Source organism: Ferrimonas sp. YFM (assembly GCF_030296015.1).
Classification (GTDB): Bacteria; Pseudomonadota; Gammaproteobacteria; order Enterobacterales; family Shewanellaceae; genus Ferrimonas.
On the sequence record NZ_AP027368.1, the window covers coordinates 1,212,558 to 1,229,379 of the forward strand.

General features: G+C 58.2%; 16 protein-coding genes. 13 read left to right on the forward strand and 3 right to left on the reverse strand.

The window, feature by feature from the left end:
• The first annotated feature begins 11 nt into the window (after window positions 1–11).
• From flhF to QUE41_RS05870, 12 genes are all read left to right on the forward strand, one after another.
• Window positions 12–1,445 carry a flagellar biosynthesis GTPase FlhF gene (flhF, locus tag QUE41_RS05815; RefSeq protein WP_286341945.1) on the forward strand — a complete coding sequence of 478 codons (1,434 nt, stop codon included), beginning with the start codon at window positions 12–14 and terminating at the stop codon, window positions 1,443–1,445.
• A complete protein-coding gene (locus QUE41_RS05820; protein ID WP_286341946.1) occupies window positions 1,438–2,328 on the forward strand; it encodes a MinD/ParA family protein in 891 nt (296 codons plus the stop codon). The genes flhF and QUE41_RS05820 overlap by 8 nt, the downstream gene beginning before the upstream one ends.
• Window positions 2,321–3,034 (forward strand): RNA polymerase sigma factor FliA, encoded by a 714-nt coding sequence (locus QUE41_RS05825; protein ID WP_286341947.1) that lies wholly within the window; start codon window positions 2,321–2,323, stop codon window positions 3,032–3,034. The genes QUE41_RS05820 and QUE41_RS05825 overlap by 8 nt, the downstream gene beginning before the upstream one ends.
• Before the next feature lie 64 nt (window positions 3,035–3,098).
• Window positions 3,099–3,482 carry a chemotaxis response regulator CheY gene (cheY, locus tag QUE41_RS05830; protein WP_028110171.1) on the forward strand — a complete coding sequence of 128 codons (384 nt, stop codon included), beginning with the start codon at window positions 3,099–3,101 and terminating at the stop codon, window positions 3,480–3,482.
• Window positions 3,483–3,500: 18 nt separating this feature from the next.
• Complete coding sequence (locus QUE41_RS05835; RefSeq protein ID WP_286341948.1) at window positions 3,501–4,226, forward strand: protein phosphatase CheZ; 726 nt, start codon at window positions 3,501–3,503, stop codon at window positions 4,224–4,226.
• A gap of 254 nt (window positions 4,227–4,480) precedes the next feature.
• Entirely contained in the window at window positions 4,481–6,718 is a 2,238-nt protein-coding gene (locus tag QUE41_RS05840; protein ID WP_286341949.1) for a chemotaxis protein CheA, read from the forward strand.
• 25 nt (window positions 6,719–6,743) lie between these two features.
• Window positions 6,744–7,886 (forward strand): protein-glutamate methylesterase/protein-glutamine glutaminase, encoded by a 1,143-nt coding sequence (locus tag QUE41_RS05845; protein WP_286341950.1) that lies wholly within the window; start codon window positions 6,744–6,746, stop codon window positions 7,884–7,886.
• The gene (locus QUE41_RS05850; protein WP_286341951.1) at window positions 7,883–8,239 is read left to right on the forward strand and encodes a hypothetical protein; all 357 of its coding nucleotides are present in this window, start codon (window positions 7,883–7,885) and stop codon (window positions 8,237–8,239) included. The genes QUE41_RS05845 and QUE41_RS05850 overlap by 4 nt, the downstream gene beginning before the upstream one ends.
• Window positions 8,240–8,254: 15 nt before the next feature.
• Window positions 8,255–9,040, forward strand: a complete 786-nt coding sequence (locus QUE41_RS05855; protein WP_286341952.1) for a ParA family protein — start codon at window positions 8,255–8,257, stop codon at window positions 9,038–9,040.
• Window positions 9,033–9,791 carry a chemotaxis protein CheW gene (locus QUE41_RS05860; RefSeq protein ID WP_286341953.1) on the forward strand — a complete coding sequence of 253 codons (759 nt, stop codon included), beginning with the start codon at window positions 9,033–9,035 and terminating at the stop codon, window positions 9,789–9,791. Before QUE41_RS05855 ends, QUE41_RS05860 begins: the two co-directional genes overlap by 8 nt.
• A gap of 4 nt (window positions 9,792–9,795) precedes the next feature.
• The gene (locus QUE41_RS05865) at window positions 9,796–10,290 is read left to right on the forward strand and encodes a chemotaxis protein CheW (protein ID WP_286341954.1); all 495 of its coding nucleotides are present in this window, start codon (window positions 9,796–9,798) and stop codon (window positions 10,288–10,290) included.
• Window positions 10,287–10,697 carry a DUF2802 domain-containing protein gene (locus QUE41_RS05870; protein WP_286341955.1) on the forward strand — a complete coding sequence of 137 codons (411 nt, stop codon included), beginning with the start codon at window positions 10,287–10,289 and terminating at the stop codon, window positions 10,695–10,697. Before QUE41_RS05865 ends, QUE41_RS05870 begins: the two co-directional genes overlap by 4 nt.
• 401 nt (window positions 10,698–11,098) lie before the next feature.
• Here QUE41_RS05870 and QUE41_RS05875 read toward each other — a convergent pair whose 3' ends face one another.
• On the reverse strand, window positions 11,099–12,136 hold the full coding sequence (locus tag QUE41_RS05875; RefSeq protein ID WP_286341956.1) for an IS110 family RNA-guided transposase: 1,038 nt from the start codon (window positions 12,134–12,136) through the stop codon (window positions 11,099–11,101).
• A gap of 500 nt (window positions 12,137–12,636) precedes the next feature.
• Window positions 12,637–13,674, reverse strand: coding sequence for an IS110 family RNA-guided transposase (locus QUE41_RS05880; protein WP_286341956.1), 1,038 nt, complete (start codon window positions 13,672–13,674; stop codon window positions 12,637–12,639).
• Window positions 13,675–13,854: 180 nt separating this feature from the next.
• Between QUE41_RS05880 and QUE41_RS05885 the strand changes: the two genes are divergently transcribed.
• Entirely contained in the window at window positions 13,855–14,892 is a 1,038-nt protein-coding gene (locus tag QUE41_RS05885; protein WP_286341021.1) for an IS110 family RNA-guided transposase, read from the forward strand.
• A 577-nt stretch (window positions 14,893–15,469) separates the two neighbouring features.
• Here the strand turns inward: QUE41_RS05885 and glmM are convergent.
• Entirely contained in the window at window positions 15,470–16,807 is a 1,338-nt protein-coding gene (gene glmM / locus QUE41_RS05890; RefSeq protein WP_286341957.1) for a phosphoglucosamine mutase, read from the reverse strand.
• Between the last annotated feature and the right edge of the window lie 15 nt (window positions 16,808–16,822).

Below are 16,822 nucleotides of genomic sequence, written 5' to 3' on the forward strand. Positions count from 1 at the left end.
AGTAACCCAAAGTGAAAATAAAGCGTTTTTTTGCCAAGGATATACGTACTGCACTGGCCGAAGTGAAAGAGACTCTCGGCACCGACGCGGTGATCATGTCCAACAAGAAGGTCAACGGCGGCGTCGAAATTGTGGCGGCCGTAGACTTTGACGATCAGAGTGGCGCCAGTATTCCGACGCCCAGCGTCAGCACCCCTCGTCCTGCCACCGACCTGGCCGAAGACCGGGTGACCCTGGGGCAGCCTCGCCCCAGCCGTCCTGCCCAGCCTCTGCGCACCGAAGCGCGCCGACCTGCGCCCAGCGAGCCAGGACCCGGCGACAGCCTGCGCGGCCTGCTGGAGCGTCAGCAGCAGCGGATGAAGCAGCGCGGTTTCGAAGAGGAGCAGCCCCGCCAGGCCTCCGGTCGCCCTGAAGCGCTGCCGGATTGGGCCAAAGAGGCGTTCGGCAAGAAGGAGCAGCCCAAGAAGGCGCAGCCTCCTCGTGCCAAGGCCCGCTCTGCCGATGCCCGCCCCAGCCAGGGCGCCCAGGAGCTTAAGGCGGTACGCGACGAGATGGCCTCCATCCGCCAACTGTTGGAGCACCAGGTGGCTGGCCTGATGGACCAGGACCTGGCCCGTCGTGAGCCGGTCCGGGCCATGCTGGCCGACAAACTCCGGGAGAACGGCTTCCACCGCAGCGTGGCGGATCACTTCGCCTCCCTGGTGCCCGAGCACCTCTCCCTGCACGAGGCCCTGGGTCAACTGCCGCGCCTGATTGGCGCCGAACTGACTCAGACCACAGAAGAATCACTCAGCCGGGGCGGCGTCATCGCTCTGGTCGGTCCAACCGGCGTGGGCAAAACCACTACTGTAGCTAAATTGGCCGCACGATACGCCGCCCGCTACGGTGTAGATCAAGTTGCGCTGATCACGACCGATAACTACCGTATTGGCGCTAAAGAGCAGCTGGCCACCTATGGCAAGATCATGGGTTGCCCGGTGCGAGCCGCCAGTAACGTGAAAGAGTTGGAAAATGTGCTGTACCAGCTGCGTAGCCGTCGATTGATTCTGATCGACACCGCCGGTATGGGGCAGAGAGACATGCGTCTGGTGGAGCAGCTGGATAACCTGGTTGCCGCCACACGCCTGCCCATTCGCCCCTACCTGGTGCTCTCCTCCACCGCCCAATACCGGGTGTTGAAGGAGACGGTGGAACAGTTCCGCCGCATCGCCCTGGCCGGGTGCATTTTCACCAAGCTCGACGAGGCCCACAGCATCGGCGAAGCCCTCAGTGTACTGATTCAGAATGACTTACCAATCAGCTACCTGACCGACGGACAGCGCGTTCCCGAGGATCTGAGGATCGCCGAACCCGAGTATCTGGCACGCCGTGCCGTGGTGCTTGAGGAGACGCAGCAGTGGGATGAGCCCGTGCAACGACAGAGTGTGGCGGGCAGCTATGAATAGATGGTTTCTGCAGGATCAGGCAAGCGGACTAAGAAAGATGGCACAGCAAAAGCAAAAGATGGTAAAGGTCATCGCGGTAACCGGTGGCAAAGGCGGTGTCGGCAAAACCAATGTCTCCATCAACCTGGCAACCTCCCTGGCCCAGAAGGGGCAGAAGGTGCTGGTACTGGATGCGGACCTGGGTCTGGCCAACGTGGATGTATTGCTGGGGCTTCGGGTGAAGTACAACCTGTCCCATGTGCTGTCCGGTGAGTGCAAGCTGTCCGAGGTACTGGTGGAGGGCCCGCAAGGGGTGTTCATCGTGCCTGCGGCGTCCGGCACCCAGGCGATGGTGGAGCTGACCCCAGCCCAGCATGCTGGCCTGATCCGGGCGTTCAGTGAGCTGGAGGAGGAGTTTGACGTTCTCATCGTGGATACCGCAGCCGGTATCTCAGAGATGGTGCTCAGCTACTCCCGGGCCGCCCAGGAGGTGGTTGTGGTGGTGTGCGATGAGCCCACCTCCATCACCGACGCCTACGCTTTGATCAAGATTCTCTCGCGGGAGCATGGGGTGTTCCGCTTCCGCATCGTCGCCAACATGGTGCGCAGTCTCCGTGAAGGGATGGAGTTGTTTGCTAAGCTCTCCAAGGTGACGGATCGCTTCCTGGATGTGGCCCTGGAACTGGTGGCCACCATCCCGTTCGATGAGAACGTGCGCAAGTCGGTCCGTAAGCAGCGGGTGGTGGTGGAAGCCTTCCCTCGCTCACCGGCGGCCATCGCCTATCAGGGACTCTCCAATAAGGTGATGAGCTGGCCGACGCCGGACAATCCTGGCGGCCATCTGGAGTTCTTCGTTGAGCGCCTGGTCCGCCGCAACATGTATGGAGAAGCGGTTGGTGAATAAGGCGGCGGCCTACACCCAGTTCGATAACCGGGCCTCCCTGGTGGAACGCTATGCCCCTCTGGTGAAGCGCATTGCCCACCACCTGATGGCCCGCTTGCCTGCCAGCGTCCAGTTGGACGACCTGCTCCAGTCGGGGATGGTCGGTCTGCTGGAGGCTTCCCGGAACTTCGACGCCTCCAAGGGCGCCAGTTTCGAAACCTTTGCCGGCATCCGCATTCGCGGAGCCATGCTCGATGAGATCCGCCGCGGAGACTGGGTGCCGCGCTCGGTTCATCGAAACTACCGACAGGTTACCGACGCCATCAAGGAGCTGGAAAAGCGTCTGGGTCGGGACCCCCGCGACAATGAAGTTGCTGATTATCTTGATATTTCAATCGACGACTACCACCAGATGCTGAATGAAGCCAGCATGGGTAGGATGGTTGGCATTGAAGATCTTGGCGTATCGGTCGATAGCTTTGTTGATGAGGATGCGCCACAACGTAACTTCGAGCAGGTGGCCCAAGAGCGGTTCCAGGAGGCCCTTTCGGCCGCCATCAAGAGCCTTCCCGAAAGGGAAGCCCTTGTTTTGTCGCTCTATTACGACGAAGAACTCAACTTGAAAGAGATAGGTCAGGTCATTGGCGTCAGTGAGTCGCGAGTGAGCCAGATCAACAGTCAGGCAATGATGCGCCTGAAAAGTCGCTTATCAAGTTGGCAACAATAAGATTTAGATTAATAATGCTCGCTGCAACAGTGGCTCTATGGGGAAACCCCGGTTGGAGGATGTTTTGAACACTAATATGAAGATTCTGATCGTTGATGACTTTTCAACAATGCGTCGGATCATCAAAAACTTGCTGCGCGATCTGGGGTTTAACAACACCTTCGAAGCGGACGACGGCAACACCGCTCTGCCCATGCTGAAAGAGGGTGACTTCGATTTCGTGGTCACCGACTGGAACATGCCTGGCATGCAGGGCATCGACCTGCTGCGCGCCATTCGTGCCGACGCCAACCTCAAGCACCTGCCTGTGCTGATGGTGACCGCGGAAGCCAAGCGTGAGCAGATCGTCATGGCTGCCGAAGCCGGCGTAAACGGCTACGTAGTGAAGCCCTTCACTGCCGCCACACTGAAAGAGAAGCTCGAAAAGATTTTTGAACGCCTCAACTGATAGTCACTGGGAGCGCATATGCAACAGGACGCTTTGATCTCGTTGGATGATGCCCGTGAACTGGTGACCATGCTGGAACAGGGGCAAGTAGAACAGGCAAATCAACTGATCCAGATGGTGTCCGCACCTCTGAATCAGCAGCTGTTTGATGAAGTGGGAAAACTGACCCGACAGCTGCACGATGCACTGAGGGACTTCCAATTGGACGATCGCATCTCCGATCTGGCCAAACATGAAATTCCCGACGCAAAAGAACGGCTTAACTACGTTATTGAGATGACGGAGCAGGCCGCTAACCGTACCATGGACGCTCTGGACGAGAGCATGCCCAAGGTTTCCGACCTGCAGAACCGCATCAAGGGGCTGCAACCGGGTTGGAACAAGCTGATGCAGAAGCAGATTGAACTGGCTGAGTTCAAGACCCTGTGTCACGAGATGGACGCCTTCATGACCACCTCTGTGGATGACGCAGAGCTGATCAAGGACCACCTCAACCAGGTGCTGATGGCCCAGGATTTCCAGGACCTCACCGGTCAGGTGATTCGTCGGGTGATCGAGCTGGTGCGCGAGGTGGAAGAGAACCTGGTGTCCATGCTGACCGTGTTTGGTGAACAAGCGGACGTCAACCGTCAGACCGTGGACAGCACGGCGGCTGAAGGTCCGGTAGTGAGCTCGGAAAACAAAGCGGAAGTGGTCAACGGCCAGGATGAGGTCGACGATCTGCTTTCCAGCCTCGGATTCTAGGGCTAGTTGACCTTTGGTGGTGAGAATTTGACCGAGGATGACGGCAATCAATTAAGGCGTTCGATGACAGGCAGAGTTGCCTAGATGAAAATCGAACCACCTGGAGTGGGTGTCGTCAGACCGGGCCCGCAGGGCGCAGCATACGGCCTGAGTCACTGGCCATTGTGAGCAAGCTCGATTGGGGTTGCTCCGTAATAGTTAAACTTTGGCGCAAAAATATGCAGCAAAGATCAATAGGCCCTAGGAGTTAGGCGATGGGTTTTGACATAGATGATGAGATTCTGCAGGACTTTCTAGTCGAAGCAGGCGAAATTCTAGAGCTTTTGCAGGAGCAGCTGGTGGAGCTGGAGAACAACCCCACCGACGCAGATCTGCTTAATGCTATTTTCCGGGGATTCCATACCGTTAAGGGTGGCGCGGGCTTCTTGAGCCTGACTCACCTGGTAGACGCCTGTCACGGCGCCGAGAACCTCTTCGATATGTTGCGCAATGGCCAACTCGACATGTCTTCAGATCTGATGGACGTGATCCTTCAGGCTCTGGATACGGTCAACGAGATGTTTGGCTGTGTGCAGAACGGTGAAGAGCTGGAGCCGGCCGACCCAGAGCTGCTGGCGACCCTGCACGCCATCACCGATCCCAATACCCCATCGCCCTTCGATGCCCCAGCCCCAGCCCCAGAGCCCGAGCCACAGCCTGAGCCCGTGGTCGAAGCGGCCCCCGAGCCTGAGCCGGTGTCACTCAATGGTGGCGGCATCGACAGCATGACCCAGGGTGAGTTTGAGCACATCCTCACCGGCCTCGACGGCGACGCGGCCCCCCTGCCAACGGCAGACAGCCAGACTGCTGCTGAGCCTGCGGCGGCCTCCGACAGCGATGAGATCTCCGACGACGAGTTCGAAAAGCTGCTGGACGATCTTCACGGCAAGGGTAAGTTCAGCGGTGAAGTGGCTCAGAAAGCCGAGGCAGAGCCTCAGGCTTCTGCCGGTGGTGGCGACCTCATCTCCGACGACGAGTTTGAGAAGCTGCTGGACGATCTTCACGGCAAGGGCGGAGCCCCGGGTAAGGCCGAGGCTACCGTCGCCGCCGAGCCTGAGTCCGATGAGATCACCGACGACGAATTTGAAGCCCTGCTGGATCAGCTTCACGGCAAGGGCAATGCCCCCAAGGCCGTAGATAGCGCCCCGGCAGCGCCCCAGCCAGCCCCCGCGCCTCAGGCCGCCCCAGCGGCGACGCCCAAGCCAGCGGCTGCCCCGGCGCCGAAAGCGGCGTCTAAGCCTGCGGCCAAGGCCAAGGCAGGCAAGGGACAGGCCGCCGCCAGTGGTGAAACCACGGTGCGTGTGGATACCGCCCGCCTCGATGAGATCATGAACATGGTCGGCGAACTGGTGCTGGTGCGTAACCGCCTGGTGAACCTGGGCGTGGAGCGCGAAGACGAAGAGATGAGCAAGGCACTGGCCAACCTGGATCTGGTCACTGCCGATCTTCAGGGCTCGGTGATGAAGACCCGGATGCAGCCCATCAAGAAGGTGTTTGGCCGATTCCCCCGGGTGGTTCGCGACCTGGCCCGCAGCCTCAACAAGGACATCTCCCTGACCATGGAAGGGGAGGAGACCGACCTGGATAAGAACCTGGTCGAAGCCCTGTCCGATCCCCTGGTGCACCTGGTGCGTAACGCGGTTGACCACGGCATCGAGATGCCCGACGACCGGGAAGCCGCCGGCAAGCCCCGTCAGGGTAACATTCTGCTGTCCGCCTCCCAGGAGGGGGACCACATCCTGCTGTGCATCCGCGACGACGGTGCCGGCATGGATGCGGAGAAGCTCAAAGGGATCGCCATCAACCGCGGCATCCTCGACGAAGACGGCGCCGCTCGCATGAGCGATCAGGAAGCCTATAACCTGATCTTCGCCCCTGGCTTCTCCACCAAGACCGAAATTTCCGACATCTCCGGCCGCGGCGTGGGGATGGACGTAGTGAAGACCCGCATCACCCAGTTGAACGGTTCGGTTTACATCGACTCCCACAAGGGCAAAGGCACCATCCTGGAGATCAAGGTTCCCCTGACTCTGGCGATCATGCCCACCCTGATGGTGGAGGTGGGCAAACAGATCTTTGCCCTGCCGCTCTCCTGCATCAACGAGATTTTCCACCTGGATCTGAGCAAGACCAACGTGGTGGATGGTCAGTTGTCGGTGACCGTTCGGGACAAGGCGATTCCCCTGTTCTATCTCGACAAGTGGCTGTGCCACGGTCCGGGCAGGGTGGAGCGCGAAGACGAGGGCCATGTGGTGATAGTCCACATCGGCACCATGCAGGTGGGCTTTGTGGTGGACGGCCTCATTGGCCAGGAGGAGGTGGTGATCAAGCCACTGGGCTCCCTGCTCCACGGCACCCCCGGCATGGCCGGCGCCACCATCACCTCTGACGGTGGCTGTGCCCTGATTCTCGATGTACCTGGACTGCTGAAACAGTACGCGAAGCGTCAGTAGTCGTAGGAATGGTTGAAGGATAGGTATGTCGATTAAAGTGTTGGTGGTGGACGATTCCAGTTTCTTTCGTCGCCGCGTGTCAGAAATCATTAACGCCGACCCCATGCTGGAAGTGGTCGGCACCGCCTCTAATGGTAAAGAGGCGATAGAACAGGTGCGCCGCCTGCGTCCGCAGGTGGTGACCATGGACATTGAGATGCCGCAGATGAACGGCATCGAAGCGGTGCGTGAGATCATGCGCACCAACCCGGTTCCGGTGCTGATGTTCTCCTCCCTCACCTATGAGGGCGCGCGCTCGACCCTGGAGGCCCTGGAAGCCGGTGCCGCCGACTTCCTGCCGAAACGCTTCGAGGACATCGCCAACGACCGGGCCAATGCCATTGCCCTGCTGCAGCAGCGGGTCAAGGCCATTGCTTCCCGTCGCAGCTTCAGTGCACCGCGGCCAACGGCTGCGCCAGCGCCCCGCGCCAGCGCGACCCCCACCCGCAGCGTGACTCAGCCCAGCACCCAGTTCTCCTCTGCGCGTCCGGCGGCCAAACCGTCCGCCAGTGAAGTGGGGGCGCCGCGCCTGCCGACCCGTCCCTCCGGCAAGAGCTACAAGCTGCTGGCCATCGGCACCTCCACCGGCGGTCCGGTGGCACTGCAGAAGATTCTGACCCAGCTGCCGGCGGACTTCCCTCTGCCTATCGTTCTGGTGCAGCACATGCCTGCGGCCTTTACCCCGGCCTTTGCCCAGCGCCTCGACAGCCTGTGCAAGATCTCGGTGAAAGAGGCCCAGGGTGGCGAGATGCTCAAGCCCGGCTGTGCCTACCTGGCACCGGGTGGCAAGCAGATGCTCATCGACGGCAGCAGCCGCGCCGCCAAGCTCACCATCCGCGAGGGTGGTGAGCAGCTGAACTACAAGCCCTCGGTGGACGTGACCTTCGGCTCTGCTGCCCGCATCTACAGCGGCGACGTGCTCGGTGTGATCCTTACAGGCATGGGCGCCGACGGCCGCGAAGGCTGCCGCATGCTCAAGCGGGAAGGGGCCCACATCTGGGCCCAGGATGAAGCCAGTTGCGTGGTCTACGGCATGCCCCAGGCGGTGGCCGCCGAGCAGATCTCCATGTACTCCATCCCCCTGGATAAGATGGCGGACTGCATCCTAAAAGAGGTCGGGCGCCGATGAGCAGCGCCTCAGGCTATAAGTTCAGGGGCTACCTGCTGGCGCTGACCGCCAGTGTGGCCCTGATCAGCCTGATGTGGGCCGTAGACAAGCACCACTACGCCGCCGAGTTGCAGCAGCAACTGGTGAATGAGCAGGCCAAGAGTGCCCAGCAACAAGAGCAGCTGGAGACTCTGGCCGAAGAACTGCGCCAGTGGCGTCAGCTCGAGGAGCAGCGCCGGGAGATCCGCCGCCGCTATCAGGAAGCTCAGGAGAGCGGCAAGCCCGTGGTGCTGGAGACTAACGGCAAGGGTGTCACCATCTTTGCCCAGCCCCATGGCGGGGTAAAGATCACCCGGACGCCCGACGTCCAGTAACAGTGGGGTTCCTCTTTGCAGGTCTGGACCGTATCCAATCAAAAAGGTGGTGTAGGTAAAACCACCACAGTCATCACCCTGGCCGGGCTTCTGGTGAAGCGCGGCTACCGGGTGCTGGCCGTCGATACCGATCCTCAGGCCTCCTTGGGTTACTATCTGGGCGTGGACCCCGATGAGCTGCCCGGCTCCCTGTATGACCTGTTTCGTGGCCACGATGAGCTGGACCTGCCCATGGTGGAGTCGGTGATTGTGCCCACAGGCACCCCTCAGCTCGACCTGCTGCCTGCCAGCACCGCCCTGGCGACCCTGGACCGCACCCTGGGTACCAAAGATGGTATGGGCCTGATTCTCAAGCGCATCCTCTCCATGGTCGCCCATCGTTATGACGCCGTTCTTATCGATTGTCCCCCGGTGCTCGGAGTATTGATGATCAATGCCCTGGCAGCCTGTGACCGCATCGTGGTTCCGGTGCAAACGGAGTTTCTGGCGCTGAAGGGACTGGATAGAATGGTCCGGACCCTGGACATGGTGGGCCGTTCAAAGGGCACCAGTTACCCCTTCACCATAGTGCCCACCATGTTTGATAAGCGCACCCGCGCCTCGTTGCAGGCGCTGACCGCCCTGACCCAGAAATACCCCAGGGACCTGTGGCACTCGGTGATCCCGGTGGACACCCGCTTCCGTGACGCCAGTCAGGCCCACCTGCCGCCGTCCCATTTTGACGCCGGCGCCCGCGGGGTTCAGGCTTACAGTCAGTTGCTGGATGCGCTGCTGGACCAACAGGGGGTGGCCCATGTCTAAAGCCGCCGAAAAGGCGTTGATGGAGTACTTCGACGTGATGCTGACTCCTCCCAAGGAGCAGCTGGACGAGGTACAGAAGGCCAACGTCAGCCGCTTGCTGGAGCAGGCGGCGGAGCCCGAAGCGGCCCCCGAGCCACAGCCCGAACCCGTGGCGGAAGTGCCCGAGGTGGTGGCCCCGTCAATCGTGGTTGAAGAGACGATTGAAGCAACACAACATTCTGAGGTGGCCGAACCCGAGATAGAATCGGAGCTGGCCACCGAAACCGCGCCTCCCTCCATCGACAATTGGCGGGAGGAGCTGGATGAGGAGTTCCAGTGCCTCTACTTCGAAGTGGCCGGCTTGGTGATCGCCGTCCCTTTGCTTACACTGGGTGGTATTAAAAGACTGGGCAAACTGAACCACCTTCCCGGCAGCCCCGACTGGGTGCTGGGGGTGCAACTGGATGCCCAGGATGGAAAACTCAACGTGGTGGACAGCGGCCGCTGGTTCCTGTCTGACCGACCACAGAGTGACGCCGACGAGTGCGACTACAAGTTCGTGGTGTGTCTGGGGGAAACCCCCTGGTCCCTGGCTTGTGAGTCCCTGTTGGATGCGGAGCCGCTGCTTAAGTCCGAAGTGAACTGGCAGTCGTCGTCGAAGCGTCCATGGCTTGCCGGTATCGTACGGGATAAGAAGTGTGTGGTGCTCGATGTCCCTGAGCTGACCCGCATGCTGGATGCTGGTTTGGATATTACCGTTAAGGAGTCCTGATAGGATGAGTGAATTACGCGCAGCGGTGGGAGAGTCCACCGAAGGTGAAGACAAGGTGCTGCAATGGGTCACCTTCCGCCTGGATAACGAAACCTATGGTGTAAACGTGATGCAGGTGCGCGAGGTGCTGCGTTTCAGCGACATCGCCCCTGTGCCTGGCGCGCCTCACTACGTTCTGGGGATCATCAACCTGCGTGGCAACGTGGTGACCGTGATCGATACCCGAGCCCGTTTTGCCCTGCCTCAGGCTGAGGTGACCGATACCACCCGTATCGTCATCATTGAAACCGAGAACCAGGTGGTGGGCATTCTGGTCGACAGCGTTGCCGAGGTGGTTTACCTCAAGTCCTCCGAAATCGATACCGCGCCAAACGTGGGTACCGAGGAGAGCGCCAAGTTCATCCAGGGCGTAAGCCACCGCGATGACGAGCTGCTGATCCTGGTCGACCTCAACAAGCTGTTGACCGACGAAGAGTGGCAGGAGATCGCTGGACTGTGATCGAACTGATCCTCGCTGCGGCAGCCGCAGCCGTTTCCCTGGTTGCATTGCTGTACGCCTGGACGTGTCACCGTAAGATCAAAGGGGTTGAACGTAAGCAGGATGCCCTGTCATTGCTTCTGAAGGAAGCGGAGCGACAGCGGGACGGACTGCGCCGGGAACTCAATGAGCTGCGCAGCGGCGCCCTGGGCGTTGGCCGTAAGGTCAAGGGCCTGGAGGAGCAGCTGGCACACACCCAGGCTCGTCAGGACGAGATGTCCCATAACGACCCTGACGCTCGCCTCTACAGCCGCGCCATGAAGATGGTGGAGCTTGGAGCCGGCGTCGAGGAGATCGTCAAGGAGTGCGAAATCCCCATGGCAGAGGCCCAGCTACTGGTCACCCTGCACAAGGCGCCCAAATCCTAGAGGCGGTAATATCGAATCCAAAAGCGGAGCCTGGGCTCCGCTTTTTTGTGCCCGTAACTAAGCGCTGGGGGAGCGCGCCGAGCCCTGGGTTCATTTGGTCCGAACCTGCAGCCAAGTGCGCGGGCAGCTACAAAGTGCCTGGCCCGCTTCATCGCACAATGTCTTCCCGTATATGGACTCCTCCCGAGTTTCAACCTCCAGCGCAAACAGAAAAAGTAAGATGCAGGCGTATATTCGGGCTCTTGATGGGTTGCGATCCCTGGCCACTGATGTTTTCGCACCACCATGCCTCTACGCGAACGCGGAATTGAATTCTCGCCGGCAAGATCAGGCTCTTGGTGGTCGGTCTCACCTGTTTGTTATGCGCTCTTGGTTGTCACTCTTAACTCTTGAATCGATGGTTAGATAGCTTGAGATTGTTGATAATCCTGATCTCGGTGCAACATGGCCCAGGCAGTGCGAATGGTTTTGTTAACTAGCGCCACTGCCGCGCGTCGAAGCCCGCGTCGCTCAATAATTGCCAACAGCCATCTTTCTTTGAGTGTCTTAGGTGGCCTACGGCCTAATTGCATGGCCACAGCTAATGCCCCCTGAATCAGGTTGGCGCGCAGCCGCTTATGGCCTATCCGCTTGCCAATACCACCTAAAGAAGTGACGCCCCCGGTACTGAATTGCTTAGGCGTCACTCCAATGCAGGCCGCGGCTTCCCGGCCATTCTTAAACCCTTCACCACGCTCACCTAAGATGAGATACAAGGCCAAGGCATTAACCTCGCCAACGCCTTCAAGCTTCATGAGCCTCTTGCAGGGCGACTGCTGCTTTATCAATTCTGATAGCTGCTTCTCTATTTGTTTGAGCTCATCTCTCCCCCGTTGCCATTGCTGGTACACCTTTGAAAGCTGAGCTTTGAAGGCCTGAGGAAGAAGCTCAGACGAGCCGTCTAGAAGCTCTGGCATGATCCGTATAAGTGCTGTATTCCCTTTTGCGATGGTGATACCAAACTCATAGAGCAAGCTACGCATCATGTTGCTGGTTGAGCGGTTATGATCCAGCCAGTGCTGACGCATCCGCTCAATGCTTTGCAAAGCTTGTTGTTCAACCGATTTGACTGCTGCAGAGCGAGTGCTTGGCTGACGGGCTGCTATCGCGATGGCCAGTGCATCGTTGCTATCGGTTTTATGGCCCTGCCGATATGGGGTGACTGTTTTGGGGGCGATGATCATGACGGTGTGGCCAAAAGATTCAGCGAAGCGGCCCCAGTAGTGGGCGGAGCCACAGGCCTCCATGGCAACAATGGAGGGTTTCTGCTTGGCCAGCCATTGCTCAAGTCGTGCGCGTGACATACTGCGGTTATTCAACACTTGATGTTCCGGACTGAGCGTTGCCACTTGGAAAGAAGATTTTGCCAGGTCGATGCCGATGATATTAAGGTTAAGCATGTATGGGCTCCTTTCGCTGTTAGAGCGGTTGTGGTGACTTAACTCTAGCCCCTTAGGGGAGGGAGGAGTCCATACATCGCGAACGCCGGGATCCAGCGTCTTTGGAATCCAGGTGCAGTGCAAGCCAAGCCACTGGGCGACCGCGTGCGCCGGAGTGACCGTGCTGGGGGAGCTGCAGAGGTTTGAATTGACCCAACACGAACCTGCAGCCATGCTCGTGGGTTACTACGCAGTACCTAACCCGCTTCATAGCACAATCGTCTTCCCGTATATGGACTCCTCCCGAGTTTCAACCTCCAGCGCAAACAGAAAAAGTAAGATGCAGGCGTATATTCGGGCTCTTGATGGGTTGCGATCCCTGGCCACTGATGTTTTCGCACCACCATGCCTCTACGCGAACGCGGAATTGAATTCTCGCCGGCAAGATCAGGCTCTTGGTGGTCGGTCTCACCTGTTTGTTATGCGCTCTTGGTTGTCACTCTTAACTCTTGAATCGATGGTTAGATAGCTTGAGATTGTTGATAATCCTGATCTCGGTGCAACATGGCCCAGGCAGTGCGAATGGTTTTGTTAACTAGCGCCACTGCCGCGCGTCGAAGCCCGCGTCGCTCAATAATTGCCAACAGCCATCTTTCTTTGAGTGTCTTAGGTGGCCTACGGCCTAATTGCATGGCCACAGCTAATGCCCCCTGAATCAGGTTGGCGCGCAGCCGCTTATGGCCTATCCGCTTGCCAATACCACCTAAAGAAGTGACGCCCCCGGTACTGAATTGCTTAGGCGTCACTCCAATGCAGGCCGCGGCTTCCCGGCCATTCTTAAACCCTTCACCACGCTCACCTAAGATGAGATACAAGGCCAAGGCATTAACCTCGCCAACGCCTTCAAGCTTCATGAGCCTCTTGCAGGGCGACTGCTGCTTTATCAATTCTGATAGCTGCTTCTCTATTTGTTTGAGCTCATCTCTCCCCCGTTGCCATTGCTGGTACACCTTTGAAAGCTGAGCTTTGAAGGCCTGAGGAAGAAGCTCAGACGAGCCGTCTAGAAGCTCTGGCATGATCCGTATAAGTGCTGTATTCCCTTTTGCGATGGTGATACCAAACTCATAGAGCAAGCTACGCATCATGTTGCTGGTTGAGCGGTTATGATCCAGCCAGTGCTGACGCATCCGCTCAATGCTTTGCAAAGCTTGTTGTTCAACCGATTTGACTGCTGCAGAGCGAGTGCTTGGCTGACGGGCTGCTATCGCGATGGCCAGTGCATCGTTGCTATCGGTTTTATGGCCCTGCCGATATGGGGTGACTGTTTTGGGGGCGATGATCATGACGGTGTGGCCAAAAGATTCAGCGAAGCGGCCCCAGTAGTGGGCGGAGCCACAGGCCTCCATGGCAACAATGGAGGGTTTCTGCTTGGCCAGCCATTGCTCAAGTCGTGCGCGTGACATACTGCGGTTATTCAACACTTGATGTTCCGGACTGAGCGTTGCCACTTGGAAAGAAGATTTTGCCAGGTCGATGCCGATGATATTAAGGTTAAGCATGTATGGGCTCCTTTCGCTGTTAGAGCGGTTGTGGTGACTTAACTCTAGCCCCTTAGGGGAGGGAGGAGTCCATACATCGCGAACGCCGGGATCCAGTGATGTGATGGACGCCCCCTACGATACGGCGTCAAATGCGCCAGAATTAAGTTGCGACACATAATTCAGAGAGGAGCGTCCATCATGTCTATTAAAGCCATTGGAATTGATTTAGCCAAGAGTGTTTTTCAGGTTTGCGTTCTGCTGGAGGATGGCTCCATCCTTTGGAACCGCAAGGTCAAAAGAGAAAAGCTGCTGCACACACTCCTTGAATTCCCAACGGATACACTGGTGGCCATGGAGTCTTGTGCTCGTTCTCACTATTGGGGAAGGCGGCTCCAGCAAGCCGGTTACCAGGTGAAGCTCATCCCCGCACAACATGTAAAACCCATGGTGTCTGCGCAAAAGAACGATGCCAATGATGCGCTGGCCATTTGCGAAGCGGCTTTCCGCCCTAAGTTGCATCCAGTTCCCATAAAGACCATTGAGCAGCAAGACATTAAGGCTCTGCGCTGCGTCCGGCAGAGAATGGTCGACTACAGAACGGCACTGGCCTGTCAGATACGTGGCTTGGCAGGAGAATATGGCGTTAACTTCAGTACCGGGATAAAGCTGTTGAGAAATCAGTTACCCGAATCCGTTGAAGATGGCGATAACGGGTTGAGCTTTGTCATGCGGGGGCTGTTGCTGCGGATGGAGCGGGAGCTCAAGGCTCTGGATGAGGAGATCAAAGCCATAGAGCAGGAGATTCATCAGCTGTGCAAACAGCAACCCCGCTATCAACTTTTGCAGAGCATTCCGGGGTTCGGTCCCATTGTCGCGGCAGCTTTCGTCAGTGAAGTGGGTGACGGCCGACAGTTTTCCAACGGTCGTCAACTGGCGGCTTGGTGTGGCTTGGTTCCAAAGCAGCACAGCACCGGAGGCAAAACCCGGCTGGGCAGCATTACCAAGGCAGGAAACAAGCAACTGCGGGTGCTGTTAATTCACGGGGCAAGAGCGGTCTTCGCTCATGTGGCCAAACGAAATGACAGGCTGGGAAGATGGCTGAGCAATCTGATAGTGCGCCGGGGCAAGCGCAAGGCAATCGTGGCCCTGGCCAATAAACTGGCCCGGATTGCCTGGAGCATGACGGTCAGCGGCAGCCAGTTCGAGTTGAATCACGCTTTCACAGCTTCCAAATAACCACTTCCTCCACTTTAAGAGGGGAATAGAGGGTACCAAGCAACCTGAGTTTGCATAACTTGATGAAAAACGGTTATCCGGCCTGGCAAGAGCCTGACATAAGACCGACAGAGAATGTCGTTCCAGCGTGAAGGTGGTCAGGTTCGGACCACATTGTGGCGCTACCTCTCGAAGGTAATACAGACGCCGGATATACGTCCGCAAACCGATCTCATCAATGTCTTGCAACTGCAGGGGCGTCCATATACGTCTTTAGGAACCAAGCAAAGTCACTGGGCTCCGGCGTGCGCCGGAGTGACCGTGCAGGGGGAGACTGTCGAGTATTGAATTACCTCAATGCGAACCTGCAGCTATGTGCGTGGATTCCTACGCAGTGCCAAACCTATTCCTTCGCACAATGTCTTCCCGGCGCACGCCGGGATCCAGTGTCTTTCAATCTCAGGCCTGTCAACAAAGCGCCATAGCAACTCATTCGTACAATCGCCTAGCCGATGCATATTGGGGAATTCAGCCAAGGGCAGAAAACAAAAAAGCTCCCAGTTGGGAGCTTTTTGAAGCAAAGGAGAGCTCGAAGGCCTTAGGCGCCTTCTGCCCGAATAACGTCGGCGATGGAGTCAGCCAGTTGCTGTACCTGAGCTTGGTCTTCGCCTTCCACCATCACCCGGATTAGGGGCTCGGTGCCGGATTTACGCAGCAGAACTCGGCCTCGGCCTGCCAGAGCCGTTTCGGCATCAATCACAGCCTGCTTGACGGTCTCGGCTTCCAGGGGCGCATTCTCACCGGAGAACTTCACGTTAACCAGCACCTGAGGAAGCAGGGTCATCCCTTCGCGGGCTTCACCTAGGGTCTTGCCAGTTTCTGCCAGGACCTGAAGGACCTGCAGGGCAGCGATGATGCCATCTCCGGTGCTGGAGTGCTCCAAGGAGAGGATGTGACCGGAGTTTTCACCGCCGAGGGACCACCCTTTCTCTTTGAGCATCTCGACCACATAGCGGTCACCCACTTTGGCGCGGGCAAAGGGAACCTGCATCTCGTTGAGAGCCAGCTCCAGGCCCATATTGGCCATCAGGGTGCCGACAACACCGCCAAAGGCGATGTTCTTCTCTTTCCAGTGCTTGGCCAGGATGTAGAGAATGACGTCACCGTCGAGCACGCTGCCATCGGCATCGACCATCATTACGCGGTCGCCGTCGCCGTCGAAGGCGATACCGTAATCGGCGCGAACCTCGACAACCTTTTTACGCAATGCGGCAAGGTGGGTCGCGCCGCAGTGGTCGTTGATGTTAGTGCCGTTGGGTTCATTGCAGATGGTGATCACTTCGGCGCCCAGTTCGTTGAATACCGGTGGACCTACGTGGTAGGTGGCACCATTGGCACAGTCGAGAACAATGCGCTGGCCCTTCAGGCTGAATTCACGGCTGAAAGATGCCTTGCAGTACTCGATGTAGCGACCGGCAGCATCACTGATGCGGCTGGCTTTGCCCAACTCTTCGGAGGCCACGCAATCCATCTCTTTATCCAGCCAGGACTCAATCTCCAGCTCGATTTCGTCGTTGAGCTTGGTGCCGTCGGCGGAGAAGAACTTGATGCCGTTGTCATGGTATGGATTGTGGGATGCGCTGATGACAACCCCAGCTTCACTGCGGAAGGTGCGGGTCAGGTAAGCAACAGCAGGAGTAGGCATGGGGCCCAGGAAGGCGACATCCACACCTGCGGCGGCGAAGCCTGCCTCCATGGCGGATTCCAGCATATAGCCAGAGATGCGGGTATCCTTGCCAATGAGTACTCGGCTGCTGCCCTTGCTGGCCAAGACCTTACCGGCTGCCCAGCCCAGTTTCATTGCAAACTTTGGAGTGATGGGGTATTTCCCCACCAGGCCGCGAACACCGTCGGTGCCAAAATACTTTCTAGACATAGTCAAACTCTTTGC